The following is a 17,522-nucleotide window of genomic DNA, read 5'->3' on the forward strand; positions in this document are numbered from 1 at the left end:
ATGCCGGATGCCGAATCGGTTCGACCGGGGGCTCGTGCAGCGCCCGGCTCATCACCTCGATGCGTCCGTCGTCGTGCTCGATGCGGGCGCTGCAGGTCTCGACCCGGTTGCTGCAGGTCAGGGCGCGGATGCCGCCGATGTGGCGAGTCGAGCGGGCCTTGCTCAGCCGAAACTGCACGCAACGTACTCGGCCAGGCAGTCGGCCGCTTCCGACGCGTTCTCGCGGCTGCCGTGCACGCACACGTCGAGCGCGCCCATTTCGGGAAAACCTTCCCGCTCGCCCAGCCTGCGCACACCCGTCGGCACGGTGCTCTCCGCCAGCAGGGTCACGCCCAGCCCCGCGCGCACCGCGGCGAGGATGCCGCTGTAGCTGGAGCTGGTGTAGGCGATCCGCCAGCCACGGTCCAGCCGTCCCAGGGTCTGCAGGATGCGGTTGCGATAGATGCAGGGGGGCGGGGCCAGCACCAGCGACAGCGGCTGTTGCTCGTGACGCGCGTGGTCCACGCTGCCGATCCACACCAGCGGTTCGGTATGGACCTGGGTGCCCCCGTCCGACTGACCCTGATCGTGCAAGGCGATGACGAGGTCGAATTCGCCCTTCTGCTGGCGCTCGAGCAGGTTCTTGCTCAGGTCGCAGGTGACCTCGAGGGTCACGCCAGGGTGCGACTGTGCGAACTTGCCGAGGATCGTCGGCAGCAGCGAGGCCATGTATTCGTGCGGAGCCCCCAGGCGCACGCATCCCGCCACCCGTGGTCGGCGCAGGCTCGCCACCGCCTCGTCGTTCAGGGCCAGCAGCCGGCGCGCGTAGCCGGCCAGCGTGGCGCCCTCCTCGGTGAGCTTGACGCGGTGGGTGCCGCGCTCGAAGAGCTGGGCGCCGAGCAACTCCTCCAGGCGCCGCATCTGCAGGCTGACCGCCGATTGCGTGCGTCCCACCGCGTCGCCTGCGCGCGTGAAGCTGCCCAGATCCACGGCTTTGATGAAGGTGCGGAGAAGCTCCGTCGGCAGGTTCAGCATGGGCTCGAGTGCATTTATAAGATTAATTATTTCATTTCAACTATCAACTTTGCAAATGGAGTCGCGCCGTTAAGATGCGCCCTGCAACCGCGATCCGCGGCCTGTCCGATCAATTCGAGTGTGGGAGACATCATGAGCATCCTGAAATTTACCGAAGACCACGAATGGCTGCGCATCGAGGGCGACAGCGCGACCGTCGGCATCACCGACTACGCGCAGAACGCGCTCGGCGACATCGTCTTCGTGCAGTTGCCCGACGTGGGCGCGAGCTTCGCGCGTGGCGACGAGGCGGCGGTCATCGAGTCGGTCAAGGCCGCCGGCGAGCTGAAGATGCCGCTGGCCGGCACCGTCCTGGAGGTGAATCCGGCGCTGGTCGATGCGCCCGCCACGGTCAACGAGGATCCGCTCGGCGCAGGCTGGTTCATCCGCATCCGCCTCGACGATCCGTCGGCGGCCGACGCGCTGCTGGACCAGGCCGCCTACGAGAAGCTCACCGCCTGATCACGCCCGCCTGCTCGACCCTAAACGGACCGCCCTCGCCATGAACATCCACGACACCCGCTTCCCCGCGACGCTCGCGCAGCTCGAACAGCGCGACGACTTCGTCGGCCGCCACGTGGGCCCGGACGCCGCCGAGACGCGCGCCATGCTCGACGTGCTCGGCCTCGACTCGCTCGACCAGCTGATCGACAAGGTCATCCCCGCCTCCATCCTGTCGGCTGCACCGCTGGCCCTGCCCGAAGGCCGCAGCGAGCCCGAGACGCTGGCGCTGCTGCGCGCGATCGCGGGCACGAACCGGGTGCTGCGCTCGTTCATCGGCACCGGCTACCACGACACCTTCACGCCCACGGTCATCCTGCGCAACGTGCTCGAGAACCCGGCCTGGTACACCGCCTACACCCCGTACCAGCCCGAGATCTCGCAGGGCCGCCTGGAAGCGTTGCTGAACTTCCAGACCATGGTCACCGACCTCACCGGCCTGGAGATCGCCAACGCCTCGCTGCTCGACGAGGCCACCGCCGCGGCCGAGGCCATGGCCTTCTGCCAGCGCCTGTCGAAGAGCAAGTCGAAGGCCTTCTTCGTCTCGCGCGACTGCCACCCGCAGACCATCGAGGTGGTGCGCACCCGCGCCGAGCCGCTCGGCTTCGAGGTCATCGTCGGCGACGCCGCGACCGAACTGGCCGCGCACGAGGTCTTCGGCGTGCTGCTGCAGTATCCGGCGAGCACCGGCGAGGTGGTCGACCACGCCGCCATCGTCGCTGCCGCGCACGACAGGAAGGCGCTGGTGGTGGTCGCCGCCGACCTGCTGGCGCTGACGCTGCTCAAGCCGCCGGGCGAGTTCGGCGCCGACGTCGCCATCGGCTCGACCCAGCGCTTCGGCATCCCGATGGGCTTCGGTGGTCCGCACGCGGCGTACTTCGCCACCCGCGACGAGCACAAGCGCGTGATGCCCGGGCGCGTGGTCGGCGTGTCGATCGACAGCCACGGCAACAAGGCCTACCGCCTGGCGATGCAGACCCGCGAGCAGCACATCCGCCGCGAGAAGGCCACCTCCAACATCTGCACCGCGCAGGCGCTGCTCGCGATCATGGCCAGCATGTACGCCTGCTACCACGGCCCGGCCGGGCTGACGACGATCGCGCGCCGGGTCCATCGCCTCACCGCGACCCTGGCTGCCGGCCTGCGCCGCCTCGGCATCGACGTGCCGACGACGGCCTTCTTCGACACGATCACCGTGCGTGTCGCCGACGCCGCCGCGGTGCATGCCGCCGCGCGCGCAGCGGGCATGAACCTGCGCGAGATCGACGCCGGCACGGTCGGCATCGCGCTCGACGAGACCACCCGCCGCGCCGATGTCGAGGCGCTGTGGGCGGTGTTCGGCAGCGGCGTCGCAGCGCCCGACTTCGATGCCGTCGAGAGCCTGGTGCAGGAGGCGCTGCCGGCCGCGCAGCTGCGCAGCTCCGCCTTCCTGACCCACCCGGTGTTCAGCGCCTACCAGTCCGAGACCCGCATGCTGCGCTACCTGCGCAGCCTGGCCGACAAGGACCTCGCGCTCGACCGCACGATGATCCCGCTCGGCTCGTGCACCATGAAGCTCAACGCCACCACCGAGATGATCCCGGTGACCTGGCCCGAGTTCGGCGGCCTGCACCCCTTCGCACCGGCCGACCAGACGCAGGGCTACGCCCAGCTCACCGCCGAGCTCGAGCAGATGCTGTGCGCCTGCACCGGCTACGACGCGGTGTCGCTGCAGCCCAACGCCGGCTCGCAGGGCGAATACGCCGGCCTGCTGGCGATCCGCGCCTATCACGCCAGCCGCGGCGAAGGCCACCGCGACGTGTGCCTGATCCCGAGCTCCGCGCACGGCACCAACCCGGCCACGGCGAACATGGCCGGCATGCGCGTGGTGGTGGTCGCCTGCGACGCCAACGGCAACGTCGACGTCGCCGACCTCAGGGCCAAGGCGGCGCAGCACGCCGACCAGCTCGCCGCGATCATGATCACCTACCCGTCCACCCACGGCGTGTTCGAGACCGCGGTGCGCGAGATCACCGACATCGTGCACGCCCACGGCGGCCAGGTGTACATCGACGGCGCCAACCTCAACGCCATGGTCGGCCTGTGCGGCCCGGGCCAGTTCGGCGGCGACGTCTCGCACCTGAACCTGCACAAGACCTTCTGCATCCCGCACGGCGGCGGCGGCCCGGGCGTCGGCCCGATCGGCGTCAAGGCGCACCTCGCCCCCTTCCTGCCTGGCCACGGATCGGTGGGCCTCGAGGGCATCGGCGCAGTGGCGGCCGCGCCCTGGGGCAGCGCCAGCATCCTGCCCATCACCTGGACCTACATCACGCTGATGGGCCGCGAGGGCCTGCGCCATGCCACGGTGACGGCGATCCTCAACGCCAACTACATCGCACAGCGCCTCGAGCCGCACTACCCGGTGCTCTATCGCGGCGAGAACGGCCTGGTCGCGCACGAGTGCATCCTCGACCTGCGTCCGCTCAAGGACAGCACCGGCATCACGGTCGACGACGTGGCCAAGCGCCTGATGGACTACGGCTTCCACGCGCCGACGATGTCCTTCCCGGTGCCCGGCACGCTGATGATCGAGCCGACCGAGAGCGAGTCGAAGGCCGAGCTCGACCGCTTCTGCGACGCGATGATCTCGATCCGCGCGGAGATCGCCAAGGTCGCCAGCGGCGAGTACGACCCCCGGGACAACCCGCTGGTGAACGCCCCGCACACCGCCGAAGCCATCGCCGGCGAGTGGTCGCACCCCTACAGCCGCGAGCTCGCCGCCTATCCGGTGGCCAGCCTGCGTGGCAACAAGTACTGGTCGCCGGTCGGCCGGGTGGACAACGTGTATGGCGACCGCAACCTGGTGTGCGCCTGCCCGCCGCTGTCCGATTACGAACAAGCCTGAGGAGCCCCGCACATGAACGTCCCTTTCATCGTCACCCTGGTCGGCGAGGATCGCCCGGGCCTGGTCAACGCGCTCGCCGAGTGCGCGGCCGCGAACGGCGCCAACTGGTTGGACAGCAGCATGGCGCACCTGGCGGGCAAGTTCGCCGGCATCCTGCGGCTCGACGTGGCCGCAGCGGACGCCGATCGCCTTGAGGCGGCGCTGCGCGCGCTGTCGTCCGCCGGCCTGAGCCTGAGCATCGAGCGCGGCACCAGTGCGGCCGACGCGACCGGCGGCGAGTTGATCCGCATGGAACTGCTCGCCCACGACCGCCCCGGCATCGTGCGCGACATCTCCTCGGTGCTGGCGCAGCACGGCGCGAGCATCGAGCGCATGGACAGCGCCTGCGAGAGTGGCTCGTTCAGCGGCGAGGCGATGTTCCGCGCCGAGCTCGAGCTGCGCGTACCGGCCGGCGTGTCGCCCGCCGCGCTGCAGGCGGCGCTCGAGGCGCTGGCCAACGAGCTGATGGTCGATCTGAAGCTGGAGGCGAAGGTTTGAGCTGACCGAGCACCTCCGCCCGCCCGTGTGGGCGGACGCACCGGCCCGAGCGGGACATCAAGGCGCAGCAAGCGTCGCGCCCGGCGAGCCCTAAAACGACAATAAAGACGGAGACACCATGCAGTTCATCAACGACTTCTTCAGCTGGCTCAATGGCATCGTCTGGGGCGTGCCCATGATCGTGCTGATTCTGGGTACCGGCCTCTACCTGCAACTCCGCCTCGGCTTCATGCCGATCTTCAAGATTCCCTACGGCTTCCGCATGATCTGGAAGAGCCGGGCGCCCGGCGCGAAGGCCGAAGGCGAGATCACGCCCTTCGCCGCGCTGATGACCGCGCTGTCGGCCACCGTGGGCACGGGCAACATCGCCGGCGTCGCCACCGCGATTGCGGTCGGCGGCCCGGGTGCGCTGTTCTGGATGTGGATGACCGCCTTCGTCGGCATGGCCACCAAGTATGGCGAGGTCGTGCTCGCGGTGAAGTACCGCGAGGTCGACGACAAGGGCGAGCACGCCGGCGGCCCGATGTACGCGATCAAGAACGGTCTCGGCAAGCACTGGCGCTGGCTGGGCACGGCCTTCGCCATCTTCGGCGGCCTGGCCGGTTTCGGCATCGGCAACATGGTTCAGGCCAACGGCATCGCCAGCGCGGTGCACAACGCCTTCGGCGTCGACACCTGGGTCACCGGCGTCGTGCTCGTCATCCTCACCGGCGCGGTGGTGCTGGGCGGCATCAAGCGCATCGGCGCGGTGGCCGAGTGGCTGATGCCCTTCATGTGCATCGGCTACATCCTGTGCGTGGGCGTGATCCTGTTCGTGTTCGCCGACCGCATCCCCGATGCCTTCGCCACCATCTTCACGCAGGCCTTCAACCCCACCGCGGCGACCGGCGGCTTCCTCGGCTCCACGGTCATGATGGCGATCCAGAAGGGCGTCGCGCGCGGCATCTTCTCCAACGAGGCCGGCCTGGGCACCGCCGGCATCGCGCAGGCCGCGGGGGCCACCAGCAACCCGGTGTTCTCCGGGCTGATCGGCATGATGGGTACCTTCATCGACACCATCATCGTGTGCACGATGACCGGCCTGGCGATCATGGTCACCGGCGTGTGGACCTCGGGTGCCTCCGGCGCGGTGCTGAGCTCGCAGGCCTTCGAGGCGGCGATGCCGGGCGTGGGCAAGTACCTGCTCGCCGCGTCGCTGGCGGTGTTCGCCTTCACCACCATCCTCGGCTGGGCCTACTACGGCGAGAAGTGCTGGGAGTATCTGGTCGGCACGGTCAGCGAGAAGCCCTTCCGCATCCTGTGGACCATCGCGGTGTTCTTTGGCGCCACCCTGAGTCTCGACTTCGCCTGGCTGGTCGCCGACACGCTGAACGCGCTGATGGCGATCCCCAACCTCATCTCGCTGCTGCTGCTGTCGCCGGTCATCGTCAGCCTCAGCCGCGAGTACTTCGCCAGCGGTGGTGCCGATGGCGAGGATGCCCGCGCGGCGGGCGCGCGCCCGGGCCGTTGAGCTTCCCTCGATGGGCGGGGTGTCGCGCATCCCGCCCGTCGTACCCCATCCCTTCAGGAGACTCCCATGTTCGACAAGCACATGCAGATCGACGGCTACGATGCCGAACTCTGGACCGCCATCGAGGCCGAGCGCCAGCGCCAGGAAGACCACATCGAGCTCATCGCCTCCGAGAACTACGCCAGCCCGCGCGTGATGCAGGCGCAGGGCACGGTGCTCACCAACAAGTACGCCGAGGGCTACCCCGGCAAGCGCTACTACGGCGGCTGCGAGCATGTGGACGTGGTCGAGCAGCTCGCCATCGACCGCGCCAGGCAGCTCTTCGCGGCCGACTGGGCGAACGTGCAGCCGCACTCGGGCTCGCAGGCCAACGCCGCGGTGTATCTCGCGCTGTTGCAGCCGCACGACACCATCCTCGGCATGAGCCTCGCCCATGGCGGCCACCTCACGCACGGCGCCAAGGTGAACTTCTCCGGCAAGATCTTCAACGCGGTGCAGTACGGCGTGACCGACGACGGCGTGATCGACTACGACGCGCTCGAGGCCCAGGCCGTCGAATGCAAGCCGAAGATGATCGTCGCCGGCTTCTCGGCCTACGCCCGCCACCTCGACTTCGCGCGCTTCCGCGCCATCGCCGACAAGGTCGGCGCGCTGCTGTTCGTCGACATGGCCCACGTTGCCGGCCTGGTGGCCGCCGGGCTCTACCCCAACCCGGTGCCTTTCGCCGACATCGTCACCAGCACCACCCACAAGACCCTGCGCGGCCCGCGCGGCGGCATCATCGTCGGCCGCGCCAACCCGGACATCGAGAAGAAGATCGCCTCGATGGTCTTCCCCGGCACCCAGGGCGGGCCGCTGATGCACGTCATCGCCGCCAAGGCGGTGGCCTTCAAGGAGGCGCTCGAGCCTGCGTTCGCCGAGTACCAGAAGCAGGTGATCGCCAACGCGCGCGCGATGGCGGGCGTGTTCGTCGAGCGCGGCTACAGGATCGTCTCCGGCGGCACCGACGACCACCTGTTCCTGGTCGACCTGATCGCCAGGGGCATCACCGGCAAGGCCGCCGACGCAGCGCTGGGTGCAGCGCACATCACGGTGAACAAGAACACCGTCCCCAACGACCCGCAGTCGCCCTTCGTCACCAGCGGCATCCGCATCGGCACGCCGGCGGCCACCACGCGCGGCTTCGGTGTCGCCGAGGTCACCGAGCTCGCCGGCTGGATCTGCGACATCCTCGACGACATCGAAAACCCGGCGGTCATCGAGGCGGTGCGGGCGAAAGTGTCGGCGCTATGCGCCCGCTTCCCGGTGTACGGGCGCTGAGCGCGGAGGCGTCGCCATGGCCATCAGCGTCTTCGACCTGTTCAAGATCGGCATCGGGCCGTCGTCCTCGCATACGGTGGGGCCGATGCGTGCGGCGCAGGTGTTCGCGAGCGGGCTCGCCGAGGCCGGCCTGCTCGGGCAGGTCGGCGGCGTGAAGGCCGAGCTCTACGGTTCGCTCGGCGCCACCGGCAAGGGCCACGGCAGCGACAAGGCGGTGCTGCTCGGCCTGGAGGGCGAGGTCCCCGACCGGGTCGACCCCGACCAGGTCGATGCCAGGCTCGGGCGCATCCGCGGCGAACGCCGGCTGCTGCTGGCCGGCACGCATGCGATCCCGTTCGTCGAGCGCGAGCATCTGCTCATGCATCGCCGCCAGGTGCTCCCCTATCATCCGAATGGCATGCGGATCACCGCGTTCGACGCGGCCGGGCGGGTGCTGGCGAGCAAGGTGTACTACTCGGTCGGCGGCGGCTTCGTCGTCGATGAGACCGCCGCCGGCGCCGACCGCATCGTCGTCGACACCACGCCGCTTGCGCACCCCTTCCGCTCCGGCGCCGAGCTGCTCGCGCAGTGCCGCGACAAGCAGCTCTCGATCAGCCAGCTCATGCTGGAGAACGAGCGCGCGTGGCGCAGCGACGCCGAGACCCGCGCGGGCCTGCTGCGCATCTGGGACGTGATGCAGCTGTGCGTGCGCCGCGGTTGCGAGCGCGAGGGCATCATGCCGGGCGGCCTGAAGGTGAGGCGGCGCGCGGCCGAACTGTACCGCAAGCTCTCCGCCAACCCGGAGGCGAGCCTGCGCGATCCGCTGACGACCATGGACTGGGTCAACCTCTACGCGCTTGCGGTGAACGAGGAGAACGCCGCCGGTGGGCGCGTCGTCACCGCGCCCACCAACGGCGCCGCCGGCATCGTGCCCGCGGTGCTGCACTACTACAGCCGCTTCGTGCCGGGCGCGAGCGAGGAGGGCGTGATCCGCTTCCTGCTCACCGCGGCGGCGATCGGCATCCTGTACAAGGAGAACGCCTCGATCTCCGGCGCCGAGGTCGGCTGCCAGGGCGAGGTCGGCGTGGCGTGCTCGATGGCGGCCGGCGCGCTCGCCGAGGTCCTCGGCGGTACGCCGGAGCAGGTCGAGAACGCGGCCGAGATCGGGATGGAGCACAATCTGGGCCTGACCTGCGACCCGGTCGGCGGCTTGGTCCAGGTGCCTTGCATCGAGCGCAACGCGATGGGCTCGATCAAGGCGATCAACGCCGCGCGCATGGCGCTGCGCGGCGACGGCACCCACTTCGTGTCGCTCGACAAGGTCATCAAGACCATGCGCGACACCGGCGCCGACATGAAGCTGAAATACAAGGAAACCGCGCGCGGCGGCCTCGCCGTGAACGTGATCGAATGCTGACCACCCCCTGCCACTGCACAAAGGACACACGATGAGCGACCACGACTCCGCCGCGCCCATGCTGCGCACCCCGCTGTACGACCTGCATGTCTCCCTCGGCGCCAGAATGGTGCCCTTTGCCGGCTACGAGATGCCGGTGCAGTACCCCGACGGGATCCTCAAGGAGCACAACCATACCCGCAGCCAGGCCGGTCTCTTCGACGTCTCGCACATGGGTCAGGTCATGCTCGTCGGCCCCGACGCCGCGGCAGCGCTGGAAACCCTGGTTCCGGTGGACATCGTCGACCTGCCCGTGGGCATGCAGCGCTACGCGCTCTTCCTCAACGAGCGGGGCGGCGTGATGGACGACCTGATGGTCGCCAACTTCGGCGACGGCCGGCTGTTCGTCGTCGTCAATGCGGCCTGCAAGGAGCAGGACATCGCACACATGCAGCAGCACCTGTCTGGCCGCTGCAAGGTCGAGGTGCTGGCCGACCGCGCCCTGCTGGCGCTGCAGGGGCCGGCGGCGGGTGCGGTGATGACGCGCCTGGCGCCCGAGACCGCAAGGATGGTGTTCATGAACACCGCCACCGTCACCCTGGTCGGCGCCGAGTGCTACATCAGCCGCTCGGGCTACACCGGCGAGGACGGCTTCGAGATCTCGGTGCCGGCCGACAAGGCCGAGGCGCTGGCGAAAGAGCTGCTGAGCCACCCCGAAGTCGCCCCGATCGGCCTGGGTGCGCGCGACTCGCTGCGCCTGGAAGCCGGCCTGTGCCTGTACGGCCACGACCTCGACCAGAACACCTCGCCGGTGGAGAGCAGCCTGCTGTGGGCGCTGTCCAAGGTGCGTCGCGCCGATGGCGCACGTCCGGGCGGCTACCCGGGTGCTGCGGTGGTGTTCGAGCATATTGCCCAGGGCGTGGCGCGCAAGCGCGTGGGCCTGCGCCCGAACGCGCGCGTGCCGGTGCGCGAGGGCGCCGAGCTGGTGGACGCCGACGGCCGCAAGGTCGGCGTGGTGACCAGCGGCAGCTTCGGACCGACGCTCGAGGCGCCGGTGGCGATGGGCTACGTGGAGAGCGCGCTCGCCAAGCCGGGCACGCAGCTTGCCGCGATGGTGCGCGGCAAGCCGGTGCCGGTGGAGGTCGCGAGCACACCCTTCGTGCCGCAGCGTTACCACCGCGGCTGAGACCCGGTGGCGGGGGCGCCGCGCTTGGGGCACACCAGGCCCGCCGCCCCGGCGCCGCGCTTGCGCGGACGATGGGCGGGCGCAGCCGACCCAGGCGGTTCGTCAGCCGCCGCCGCCCACCGCTTCGGCCACCACGGCCTCGGTCAGCTCGGGCGCGCACAGCTCGATGAAGCGGTAGGCGAAGCCGCGCAGGTAGTGGCCGCGACGCACCGCGATGCGGGTGACGTTCTCGGCGAACAGGTGGTCGCTGTCGAGCTTGCGCAGGCCCGGGTCGCGCGCCGGGTTGAAGGCCATCGAGGCCAGGATGCCCACGCCCAGCCCGAGCTCCACATAGGTCTTGATCACGTCGGCGTCGAGCGCCGACATCACCACGTCGGGCGTCAGCCCGGCGCGGGCGAAGGTCTGGTCGATGCGGGTGCGGCCGGTGAAGCCCTCGTGGTAGGTGATGAGCGGATGCGTGGCGATCGCCTCCAGGGTCAGCGGGTGCGCTTCTTCGAGCGGGTGCCCGGCGGGCACGACCACCGCGTGCTGCCAGCCGTAGTAGGGGAAGGAGGCCAGCTCCGGCACCTCGGCCAGCGCCTCGGTGGCCACGCCGATGTCGGCCTCGCCGTCGAGCAGCATCTGCACGATCTCGTGCGGGCTGCCCTGGTGCAGCTTGAGCAGCACGCGTGGGTAGGCGCGTTTGAAGGCCGCCACGACCTTGGGCAGCGCGTAGCGCGCCTGGGTGTGGGTGGTGACCACCGTGAGCTGGCCTTCGTCGCGCCCGCGGTACTGGTCGGCCAGGCGCTTGATGTTGGCGGCGTCGAGCAGCATGCGCTCGACCATCACCACCAGCTCCTCGCCGGGTGGGGTGAGGCCGAGCAGGCGCTTGCCCTTGCGCACGAAGAGCTCGATGCCGAGCTCGTCCTCGAGGTCCTTGATGTGCTTGGACACCCCGGACTGCGAGGTGAACAGCGCGTTGGCCACCTCGGTAAGATTGAACCCGCGCCGTACGGTCTCGCGGATGATGCGCAACTGCTGGAAATTCATCGGGCGGCTCCGGCCGTCGTGGCGGCCTGTCGCGATTCGAACAGGCTCAGGTGCGAGGGTAGCAGGCGCACGGCCTGTCCTTCCGCGAGACCGAGGCGGTCGACGCGCTCGCGTGTGATCTCCACCTCGAAATGCTGGCCCTGGGCGCCGTTCAGGCCATCGAGTTCGACGCGCGCCGTGATCCCGAAGGCCAGGACGCGGCTCACCCGTGCCGCGATGCCCTCGCCCGCGCCGGCGTCCGGCACGATGTCGAGTTCGTGCGGGCGGGCGAAGGCCAGCACCTCGGCGCCCTCGCCGAAGCCGCGCGCCTGCTGTGGCAGGCGCGCGTCGCCGACGCGCAGGCCCTCGCCGTCGACGCGGCCGTGGAACAGGTTCACCGCGCCGAGAAAACCATATACGAAGGGCGTCGCCGGTCGGCGGTAGACCTCTTCCGGCGTGCCGATCTGCTCGACCGCGCCCTGGTTCATCAGCACCACGCGGTCGGCGACTTCGAGTGCCTCTTCCTGGTCGTGGGTGACGAAGATCGAGGTGACGTGCAGCTCGTCGTGCAGCTTGCGCAGCCAGCGCCGCAGCTCCTTGCGCACCTTGGCGTCGAGCGCGCCGAAGGGCTCGTCGAGCAGCAGCACGCGCGGCTCCACCGCGAGCGCGCGCGCGAGCGCGATGCGCTGGCGCTGGCCGCCGGAGAGCTGGGCCGGGAAGCGGTCGGCGAGCCAGTCGAGCTGCACGAGGTCGAGCAGCGCGTGCACCTTCTCGGCGATCTGCTTCTCCGTCGGCCGCTGGCCGCGCGGCTTCATGCGCAGCCCGAAGGCGACGTTGTCGAACACGCTCATGTGGCGGAACAGCGCGTAGTGCTGGAACACGAAGCCCACCTGGCGATCGCGCACATGCGTGCCCGAGGCGTCTTCGCCGTCGAGCAGCACCTGGCCGGCATCGGCCTGCTCCAGCCCGGCGATCACGCGCAGCAGCGTGGTCTTGCCGCAGCCCGAGGGGCCGAGCAGCGCCACCAGCTCGCCGGTGGGAAAGTCGAGCGACACGTCGTCGAGGGCGACGAAGCTGCCGAAGCGCTTGTGGATGTTGCGAACCTGGATGCTCATGGCTGTCCTTCGTGAATGTCGTGTTGCGTGTGCGCGGCGCGGTGCTCGATCCAGGTCTTGATGCCCAGGGTGACCAGCGCCAGCAGGGCGAGCAGCGAGGCCACCGCGAACGCGGCGGCGAACTGGTACTCGTTGTAGAGGATCTCGACGTGCAGCGGCAGCGTGTTGGTCTCGCCGCGGATGTGCCCGGACACCACCGACACCGCGCCGAACTCGCCCATCGCGCGTGCGTTGGTGAGGATGACGCCGTACAGCAGGCCCCACTTCACGTTGGGCAGGGTGACGTGCCAGAAGGTCTGCAGGCCGTTGGCGCCGAGCACCACCGCGGCTTCCTCTTCCTCCTTGCCCTGCGCCTGCATCAGCGGGATCAGCTCGCGGGCGATGAAGGGGAAGGTCACGAACACGGTGGCGAGCACGATGCCCGGCACCGCGAAGATGATCTTCACGTCGTGCTCCGCCAGCCACGGCCCGAACCAGCCCTGAGCGCCGAACACCAGCACGTAGATCAGGCCGGCGATCACCGGCGACACCGAGAAGGGCAGGTCGATGAGCGTGATCAGGAAGTGCTTGCCGCGGAACTCGAACTTGGCGATCGCCCACGCCGCGCACACGCCGAACACCAGGTTCAGCGGCAGCGCGATCGCCGCGGCGAGCAGGGTCAGGCGCAGCGCGGACAGCGCGTCCGGGTCGACCAGCGCGCTGGCGTAGGTCTCCCAGCCCTTGCGCAGCGCCTCGACGAAGACCGCGATCAGCGGCATCAGCAGGAACACCGCGAAGAAGGTGAGGGCGGTGCCGAGGATCAGCCACTTCACCAGCGCCGTCTCGCGCGTCGCCGCGCGCGCCTCGAAGCGCGTCTGACCGATGGCCTGGGCCGCGCCCAGGCGGAGTGTGGTGGCGCCGGCCATGTCAGCGGTCCCTCCCGGTTCGTTTGGCGGTCCACGCCTGCAGGCCGTTGATGAGCAGCAGCAGGGTGAAGGACAGGATCAGCATCACGGTGGCGATCGCGGTGGCGCCGGTGTAGTCGTACTGCTCGAGCTTGGTGATGATCATCAGCGGGGTGATCTCCGACACCATGGGGATGTTGCCGGCGATGAAGATCACCGAGCCGTATTCACCCACCGCACGCGCGAAGGCGAGCGCGAAGCCGGTCAAGAGCGCCGGGAACACGATCGGCAGGATGACGTGGCGGAAGGCCTGCCAGCGCTGCGCGCCGAGGCTGGTGGCGGCTTCTTCGAGTTCGGTGTCGAGGTCTTCCAGGATGGGCTGCACCGTGCGCACCACGAAGGGCAGGCCGATGAAGACCAGCGCCACCAGCACGCCGAGCGGCTTGAACGCGACCTGGATGCCGAGCGGCTCGAGGAACTGGCCGATCCAGCCGTTCTTCGCGTACAGCGCGGTCAGCGCGATGCCGGCCACCGCGGTGGGTAGCGCGAAGGGCAGGTCGACCAGGGCGTCGATCAGCTTCTTGCCGGGGAAGGAGTAGCGCACCAGCGCCCATGCCAGCATCAGCCCGAACACGGCGTTGATCGCGGCGGCGAGCAGGGACATGCCGAAGGACAGCTTGTAGGAGGCCACCACCCGCGGTGCGGTGACGACGTTCCAGAACTCGGCGAAAGTCAGCTCGGCCGTCTTCAGGAACACCGCCGCGAGCGGGATCAGCACCAGCAGCGACAGGTAGGCGAGGGTGTAGCCGAGCGTGGGCCCGAAGCCGGGCAGTACGCGGAAGGTCTTGGCGGTGGACATCAGCCTTGCTCCACGATCGGCTCGAAGCGGTGGGCGTGGCGGGCCTCGCGACCGTCTCGGCGATTGGCCCGGCGCGTGGCGCTGGCGCGGCAGCGGACGGGTATCGGGCGGGCTTTGCGAGCCATGTCGGACTCCTTTCAAAGGGGATGAAAGCGAGTCTAGTCAGTTGCTGCAGGGCAAAAAAATAATAAAAACCGCGTTGCTTATTCGCTTTTCTGCTAATCGAACCCTCGTGCGATCCGGCTGGCCAGCGTCCTGCGGCGAATGGCGCGGCTTCGTGTGGTGCGGACTCCTCCCGCGCGACGGTCACTCGTCCGCGCCGCTGCTTGCATACAATGCGGGTCCCGCCTTGGGGCCGGTCCCGGCCCGAGCTGGCGAGACCTGATCAAGGAGCACGTAGTGACGGACTTCTTCGGCAATTTCCTGCTGGCGCTGCTGCTGGTCGGGCTGATTCGCTTTCTCTACGCCGTCTGCGCGCTGCTCGTGCGCACCCGCGATGGTGGAAACATCGCCTTCGCGATCGCCTTGCCCGTCGCGCTGCTCTACATCGCGGTGCGCAATCCCGTGCCGGTCGGCAGCTGGGCGGGGCTGGGGGCCGGCACGGTCCTCGGTGCGGTGCTGCTGCTGGCGTTCGCACGCTGGAGACGTCGATCCTGAGAGGGGGCGGCGCGGGCCTGGTCTGCGGGCCAGGATAACTAAGCAGAATTTCTTCTTTCAGTTTCGGGGGCGGATCAGCGAGCATCCGCCTCGTTCAACCCCTGCGGAGAGAACCGACATGCCCATCGCAACTCGCGCACTCGCGGCCCTTGCGGCCGCTGCTGCGCTCGCTTTGCCCTTTTCGGTGCAGGCCGCGCCCGACGATCGCCCTGTGCGCGTATGGGCGGCCGCCTGCGCGGCCTGCCACGGCACCGACGGTCACGCCCAGGCCGGCATGACGAGCCTTGCAGGACGGAACGCCGACGAGCTCTACACGCTGCTCATCGAGTTCAAGCGCGATGTGCGCCCGGCGACCGTCATGCATCAGCATGCCAAGGGCTACACGGATGAAGAACTGCAACGGCTGGCGCAGTGGTTCGCCGCCCAGGCAAAGCGCTGAGGAGGCGGGCATGAGCACAATCGATCGTCGCGGTTTCATCCGGTCGGCCGGTGGCCTGGCCCTTGCGCTCGGTGCCGGCGTGGGCGTCGGCGCATGCGCGACCCCCGTCGGCCGCGCCGCGCCGGGGCGCGTCGTCGTCATCGGCGGCGGCTTCGGCGGCGCCACCGCCGCCAAGTATCTGAAGAAGTGGGAGCCCCGCCTCGAGGTGACCCTGGTCGAGCGCAACCAGAACTTCGTCTCCTGCCCGATCAGCAACCTGGTGCTGGCGGGTGTCAAGCGGATCGAGGACATCACCCTCGCCTACGATGGCCTGGCCCGGTACGGCGTGCGCCTGGTGCGCGACGAGGCGGTGGCCATCGACGTGGACAAGCGCGAAGTCCGTCTGGCCAAGGGCGATCCGCTGCCCTGGGACCGGCTCGTCGTCGCGCCCGGCATCGACTTTCTCTACGAGCAGATCCCGGGCCTGAACAACGCCGACGCCCGGCAGCAGGTGCTGCACGCGTGGAAGGCCGGTGCGCAGACCGTGGCGCTGCGCAAGCGCCTGGAAGAACTGCCGGATGGCGGGGTCTTCGCGATCTCGATCCCCAAGGCGCCCTACCGCTGCCCGCCCGGGCCTTACGAACGCGCCAGCGTCGTCGCCCACTACTTCAAGCAGCACAAGCCGCGCTCCAAGGTGCTGATCCTGGACGGCAACCCCGAGATCACCTCCAAGAAGGCGCTGTTCCTGCAGGCCTGGGAGGAGCGCTACAAGGGCATCATCGAATATCGCCCCGACAGCGTGCTGCAGGACTTCGACGTGCGCGCCAATGTCGGGAAGTTCGAGTTCGAGAGCGTCCGCGCCGAGCTCTTCAACGTCATCCCGCCGCAGCGCAGCGGCCTCATCGCCAGCCCCTTCGCCAATGTGGGCGGGCGCTGGGCGGGGGTCGATTTCCGCAGCTTCGAGTCGACCGCGGTGCCGGGCGTGCACCTGATCGGCGATGCCATCGCCACCGCGCCCGGGATGCCCAAGTCGGGCTTCATGGCCAACAACCACGCCAAGGTGGCGGCGGATGCGGTCATCGCCAGCCTCACCGGGCTGGAGCCGAACCCGACGCCGATCATCGCCAACACCTGCTACAGCTTCGTCTCCGACCGCGACGTCGTGCACGTGGCGTCGATCCACAAGTTCGACACGCAGGAGAACACGCTGCTGCCGGTCAAGGGCGCGGGCGGGCTGTCGGCAGTGGCCAACGATCTGGAAGGCAAGTACGCGCTGGCGTGGGCACGCAACATCTGGGCCGACGCCTTGACCTGACAGGTGGGCCCGATCGGGCCCGTGCATGAGGAGACCAGAAAATGGATCAAGATCCGGGCGGACCATCGCGCGCGCTGGCGGAGCGTACCCGAGTCTTTCTGGACCGCCTGCCACTGGCGCGGGATGGCGGGCGGCGACTCCGCCGTCTGCCGGAAGGTGGTGTGGTCGGCGACTGGTTCGGCTGCGAGTTGTCGAGTGTCTTCCAGCCTATCGTCATCCCCGGCACCGGGGCCATCACGGGCTACGAGGCCTATCTGCGCATCCTGGGCAGCGGCGAGCGGTCGCTTTCGCCGTGGACCCTGTTTTCGGCCAACGCCGACGACGACCGCCTGATTGCGCTCGATCGTCTGGCGCGTACCGCGCATGCGCTGAACTTCGTGACCTCGGTGGACCGCGACAGCCTGTTGTTCCTCAACGTGCACGGGCGCCTGCTCGCCGCCGTCAGCGGCGATCACGGTGCCGCGTTCCGCAAGGTGGTCGATGCCCTCGGCCTGGCGCCGGAGCGCATCGTCATCGAAACGCCGCTCGCTGCCAGCAGCCAGCCCGAGCTGCTCGCCTTCGTGCTGCGCAACTACCGCAACAATGGTTTCCAGGTGGCGATCAACGTCGATTCGCCGATGCAGTGGCAAGCGCTCTCCAGTCTGGTGCCGGCTCAGTTCGTCAAGATCGACAGCGCGCGACTGTTCATTGCCGACGACTGGCGGGCGCGCCTGGAATGGCTGGCAACGCTGCGCGAGCGTGCGGACATCGTCGTCACGCGGCTGGAGCGCAAACTGGACGGTGCCCTGCCCGAGGGCGTGCACCTCCAGGGCCATGCCTATGGCCTGCCGGCGCAGCGGGCGGCGATCATGCGCGCCGAACGCCATGTGCTGGACCGCTTCGCCTTCTGAGTCACCGAGA

At 69.2% G+C, this 17,522-nt stretch carries 17 protein-coding genes; 11 read left to right on the forward strand and 6 right to left on the reverse strand.

Translation table 11 applies throughout. The annotated features are described in order from the left end of the window. Positions 1 to 162: 162 nt before the first annotated feature. Positions 163 to 1,014, reverse strand: coding sequence for a LysR substrate-binding domain-containing protein (locus PO78_RS05865; RefSeq protein WP_004304840.1), 852 nt, complete (start codon positions 1,012 to 1,014; stop codon positions 163 to 165). 132 nt (positions 1,015 to 1,146) lie between these two features. Between PO78_RS05865 and gcvH the strand changes: the two genes are divergently transcribed. From gcvH to gcvT, 7 genes are all read left to right on the forward strand, one after another. Next, the gene (gene gcvH, locus PO78_RS05870) at positions 1,147 to 1,515 is read left to right on the forward strand and encodes a glycine cleavage system protein GcvH (protein ID WP_004304841.1); all 369 of its coding nucleotides are present in this window, start codon (positions 1,147 to 1,149) and stop codon (positions 1,513 to 1,515) included. A gap of 40 nt (positions 1,516 to 1,555) precedes the next feature. Further along, complete coding sequence (gene gcvP / locus PO78_RS05875; RefSeq protein WP_043742696.1) at positions 1,556 to 4,438, forward strand: aminomethyl-transferring glycine dehydrogenase; 2,883 nt, start codon at positions 1,556 to 1,558, stop codon at positions 4,436 to 4,438. Positions 4,439 to 4,450: 12 nt separating this feature from the next. Then, positions 4,451 to 4,975: a glycine cleavage system protein R gene (locus PO78_RS05880; RefSeq protein ID WP_043742698.1), complete on the forward strand. Its 525-nt coding sequence runs from the start codon at positions 4,451 to 4,453 to the stop codon at positions 4,973 to 4,975. A 118-nt stretch (positions 4,976 to 5,093) separates the two neighbouring features. Continuing rightward, positions 5,094 to 6,485, forward strand: coding sequence for an alanine/glycine:cation symporter family protein (locus tag PO78_RS05885; RefSeq protein ID WP_043742700.1), 1,392 nt, complete (start codon positions 5,094 to 5,096; stop codon positions 6,483 to 6,485). A gap of 66 nt (positions 6,486 to 6,551) precedes the next feature. Continuing rightward, entirely contained in the window at positions 6,552 to 7,805 is a 1,254-nt protein-coding gene (glyA, locus tag PO78_RS05890) for a serine hydroxymethyltransferase (protein WP_004304852.1), read from the forward strand. Between the two features lie 16 nt (positions 7,806 to 7,821). After that, positions 7,822 to 9,201 (forward strand): L-serine ammonia-lyase, encoded by a 1,380-nt coding sequence (locus PO78_RS05895; RefSeq protein ID WP_004304854.1) that lies wholly within the window; start codon positions 7,822 to 7,824, stop codon positions 9,199 to 9,201. 31 nt (positions 9,202 to 9,232) lie between these two features. Further along, positions 9,233 to 10,366, forward strand: coding sequence for a glycine cleavage system aminomethyltransferase GcvT (gene gcvT / locus PO78_RS05900; RefSeq protein WP_004304856.1), 1,134 nt, complete (start codon positions 9,233 to 9,235; stop codon positions 10,364 to 10,366). A 102-nt stretch (positions 10,367 to 10,468) separates the two neighbouring features. On the opposite strand, the gene PO78_RS05905 is transcribed toward gcvT, so the two are convergent. From PO78_RS05905 to PO78_RS23505, 5 genes are read right to left on the reverse strand one after another with little or no spacing between them, the layout of a single operon-like run. Then, positions 10,469 to 11,395 carry a CysB family HTH-type transcriptional regulator gene (locus tag PO78_RS05905; RefSeq protein ID WP_043742702.1) on the reverse strand — a complete coding sequence of 309 codons (927 nt, stop codon included), beginning with the start codon at positions 11,393 to 11,395 and terminating at the stop codon, positions 10,469 to 10,471. After that, complete coding sequence (locus PO78_RS05910; RefSeq protein WP_043742704.1) at positions 11,392 to 12,489, reverse strand: sulfate/molybdate ABC transporter ATP-binding protein; 1,098 nt, start codon at positions 12,487 to 12,489, stop codon at positions 11,392 to 11,394. The genes PO78_RS05905 and PO78_RS05910 overlap by 4 nt, the downstream gene beginning before the upstream one ends. Continuing rightward, positions 12,486 to 13,394, reverse strand: coding sequence for a sulfate ABC transporter permease subunit CysW (cysW, locus tag PO78_RS05915; protein ID WP_043742706.1), 909 nt, complete (start codon positions 13,392 to 13,394; stop codon positions 12,486 to 12,488). The genes PO78_RS05910 and cysW overlap by 4 nt, the downstream gene beginning before the upstream one ends. A 1-nt stretch (position 13,395) precedes the next feature. Next, a complete protein-coding gene (cysT, locus tag PO78_RS05920) occupies positions 13,396 to 14,232 on the reverse strand; it encodes a sulfate ABC transporter permease subunit CysT (RefSeq protein WP_004304864.1) in 837 nt (278 codons plus the stop codon). After that, positions 14,232 to 14,357 carry a hypothetical protein gene (locus PO78_RS23505; protein WP_269429723.1) on the reverse strand — a complete coding sequence of 42 codons (126 nt, stop codon included), beginning with the start codon at positions 14,355 to 14,357 and terminating at the stop codon, positions 14,232 to 14,234. The genes cysT and PO78_RS23505 overlap by 1 nt, the downstream gene beginning before the upstream one ends. A gap of 274 nt (positions 14,358 to 14,631) precedes the next feature. Here PO78_RS23505 and PO78_RS05925 point away from each other — a divergent pair, with 274 nt between their 5' ends. From PO78_RS05925 to PO78_RS05940, 4 genes are all read left to right on the forward strand, one after another. Next, positions 14,632 to 14,889 (forward strand): hypothetical protein, encoded by a 258-nt coding sequence (locus PO78_RS05925; RefSeq protein WP_004304866.1) that lies wholly within the window; start codon positions 14,632 to 14,634, stop codon positions 14,887 to 14,889. Positions 14,890 to 15,007: 118 nt separating this feature from the next. After that, on the forward strand, positions 15,008 to 15,328 hold the full coding sequence (locus PO78_RS05930) for a c-type cytochrome (RefSeq protein WP_004304869.1): 321 nt from the start codon (positions 15,008 to 15,010) through the stop codon (positions 15,326 to 15,328). A gap of 10 nt (positions 15,329 to 15,338) precedes the next feature. Then, positions 15,339 to 16,622 carry an NAD(P)/FAD-dependent oxidoreductase gene (locus tag PO78_RS05935; protein WP_004304871.1) on the forward strand — a complete coding sequence of 428 codons (1,284 nt, stop codon included), beginning with the start codon at positions 15,339 to 15,341 and terminating at the stop codon, positions 16,620 to 16,622. Positions 16,623 to 16,663: 41 nt separating this feature from the next. Further along, complete coding sequence (locus PO78_RS05940; RefSeq protein ID WP_043742708.1) at positions 16,664 to 17,512, forward strand: EAL domain-containing protein; 849 nt, start codon at positions 16,664 to 16,666, stop codon at positions 17,510 to 17,512. Positions 17,513 to 17,522: the final 10 nt, after the last annotated feature.

Source organism: Thauera sp. SWB20, from assembly GCF_000831325.1.
Taxonomy (GTDB): Bacteria; Pseudomonadota; Gammaproteobacteria; order Burkholderiales; family Rhodocyclaceae; genus Thauera; species Thauera aminoaromatica.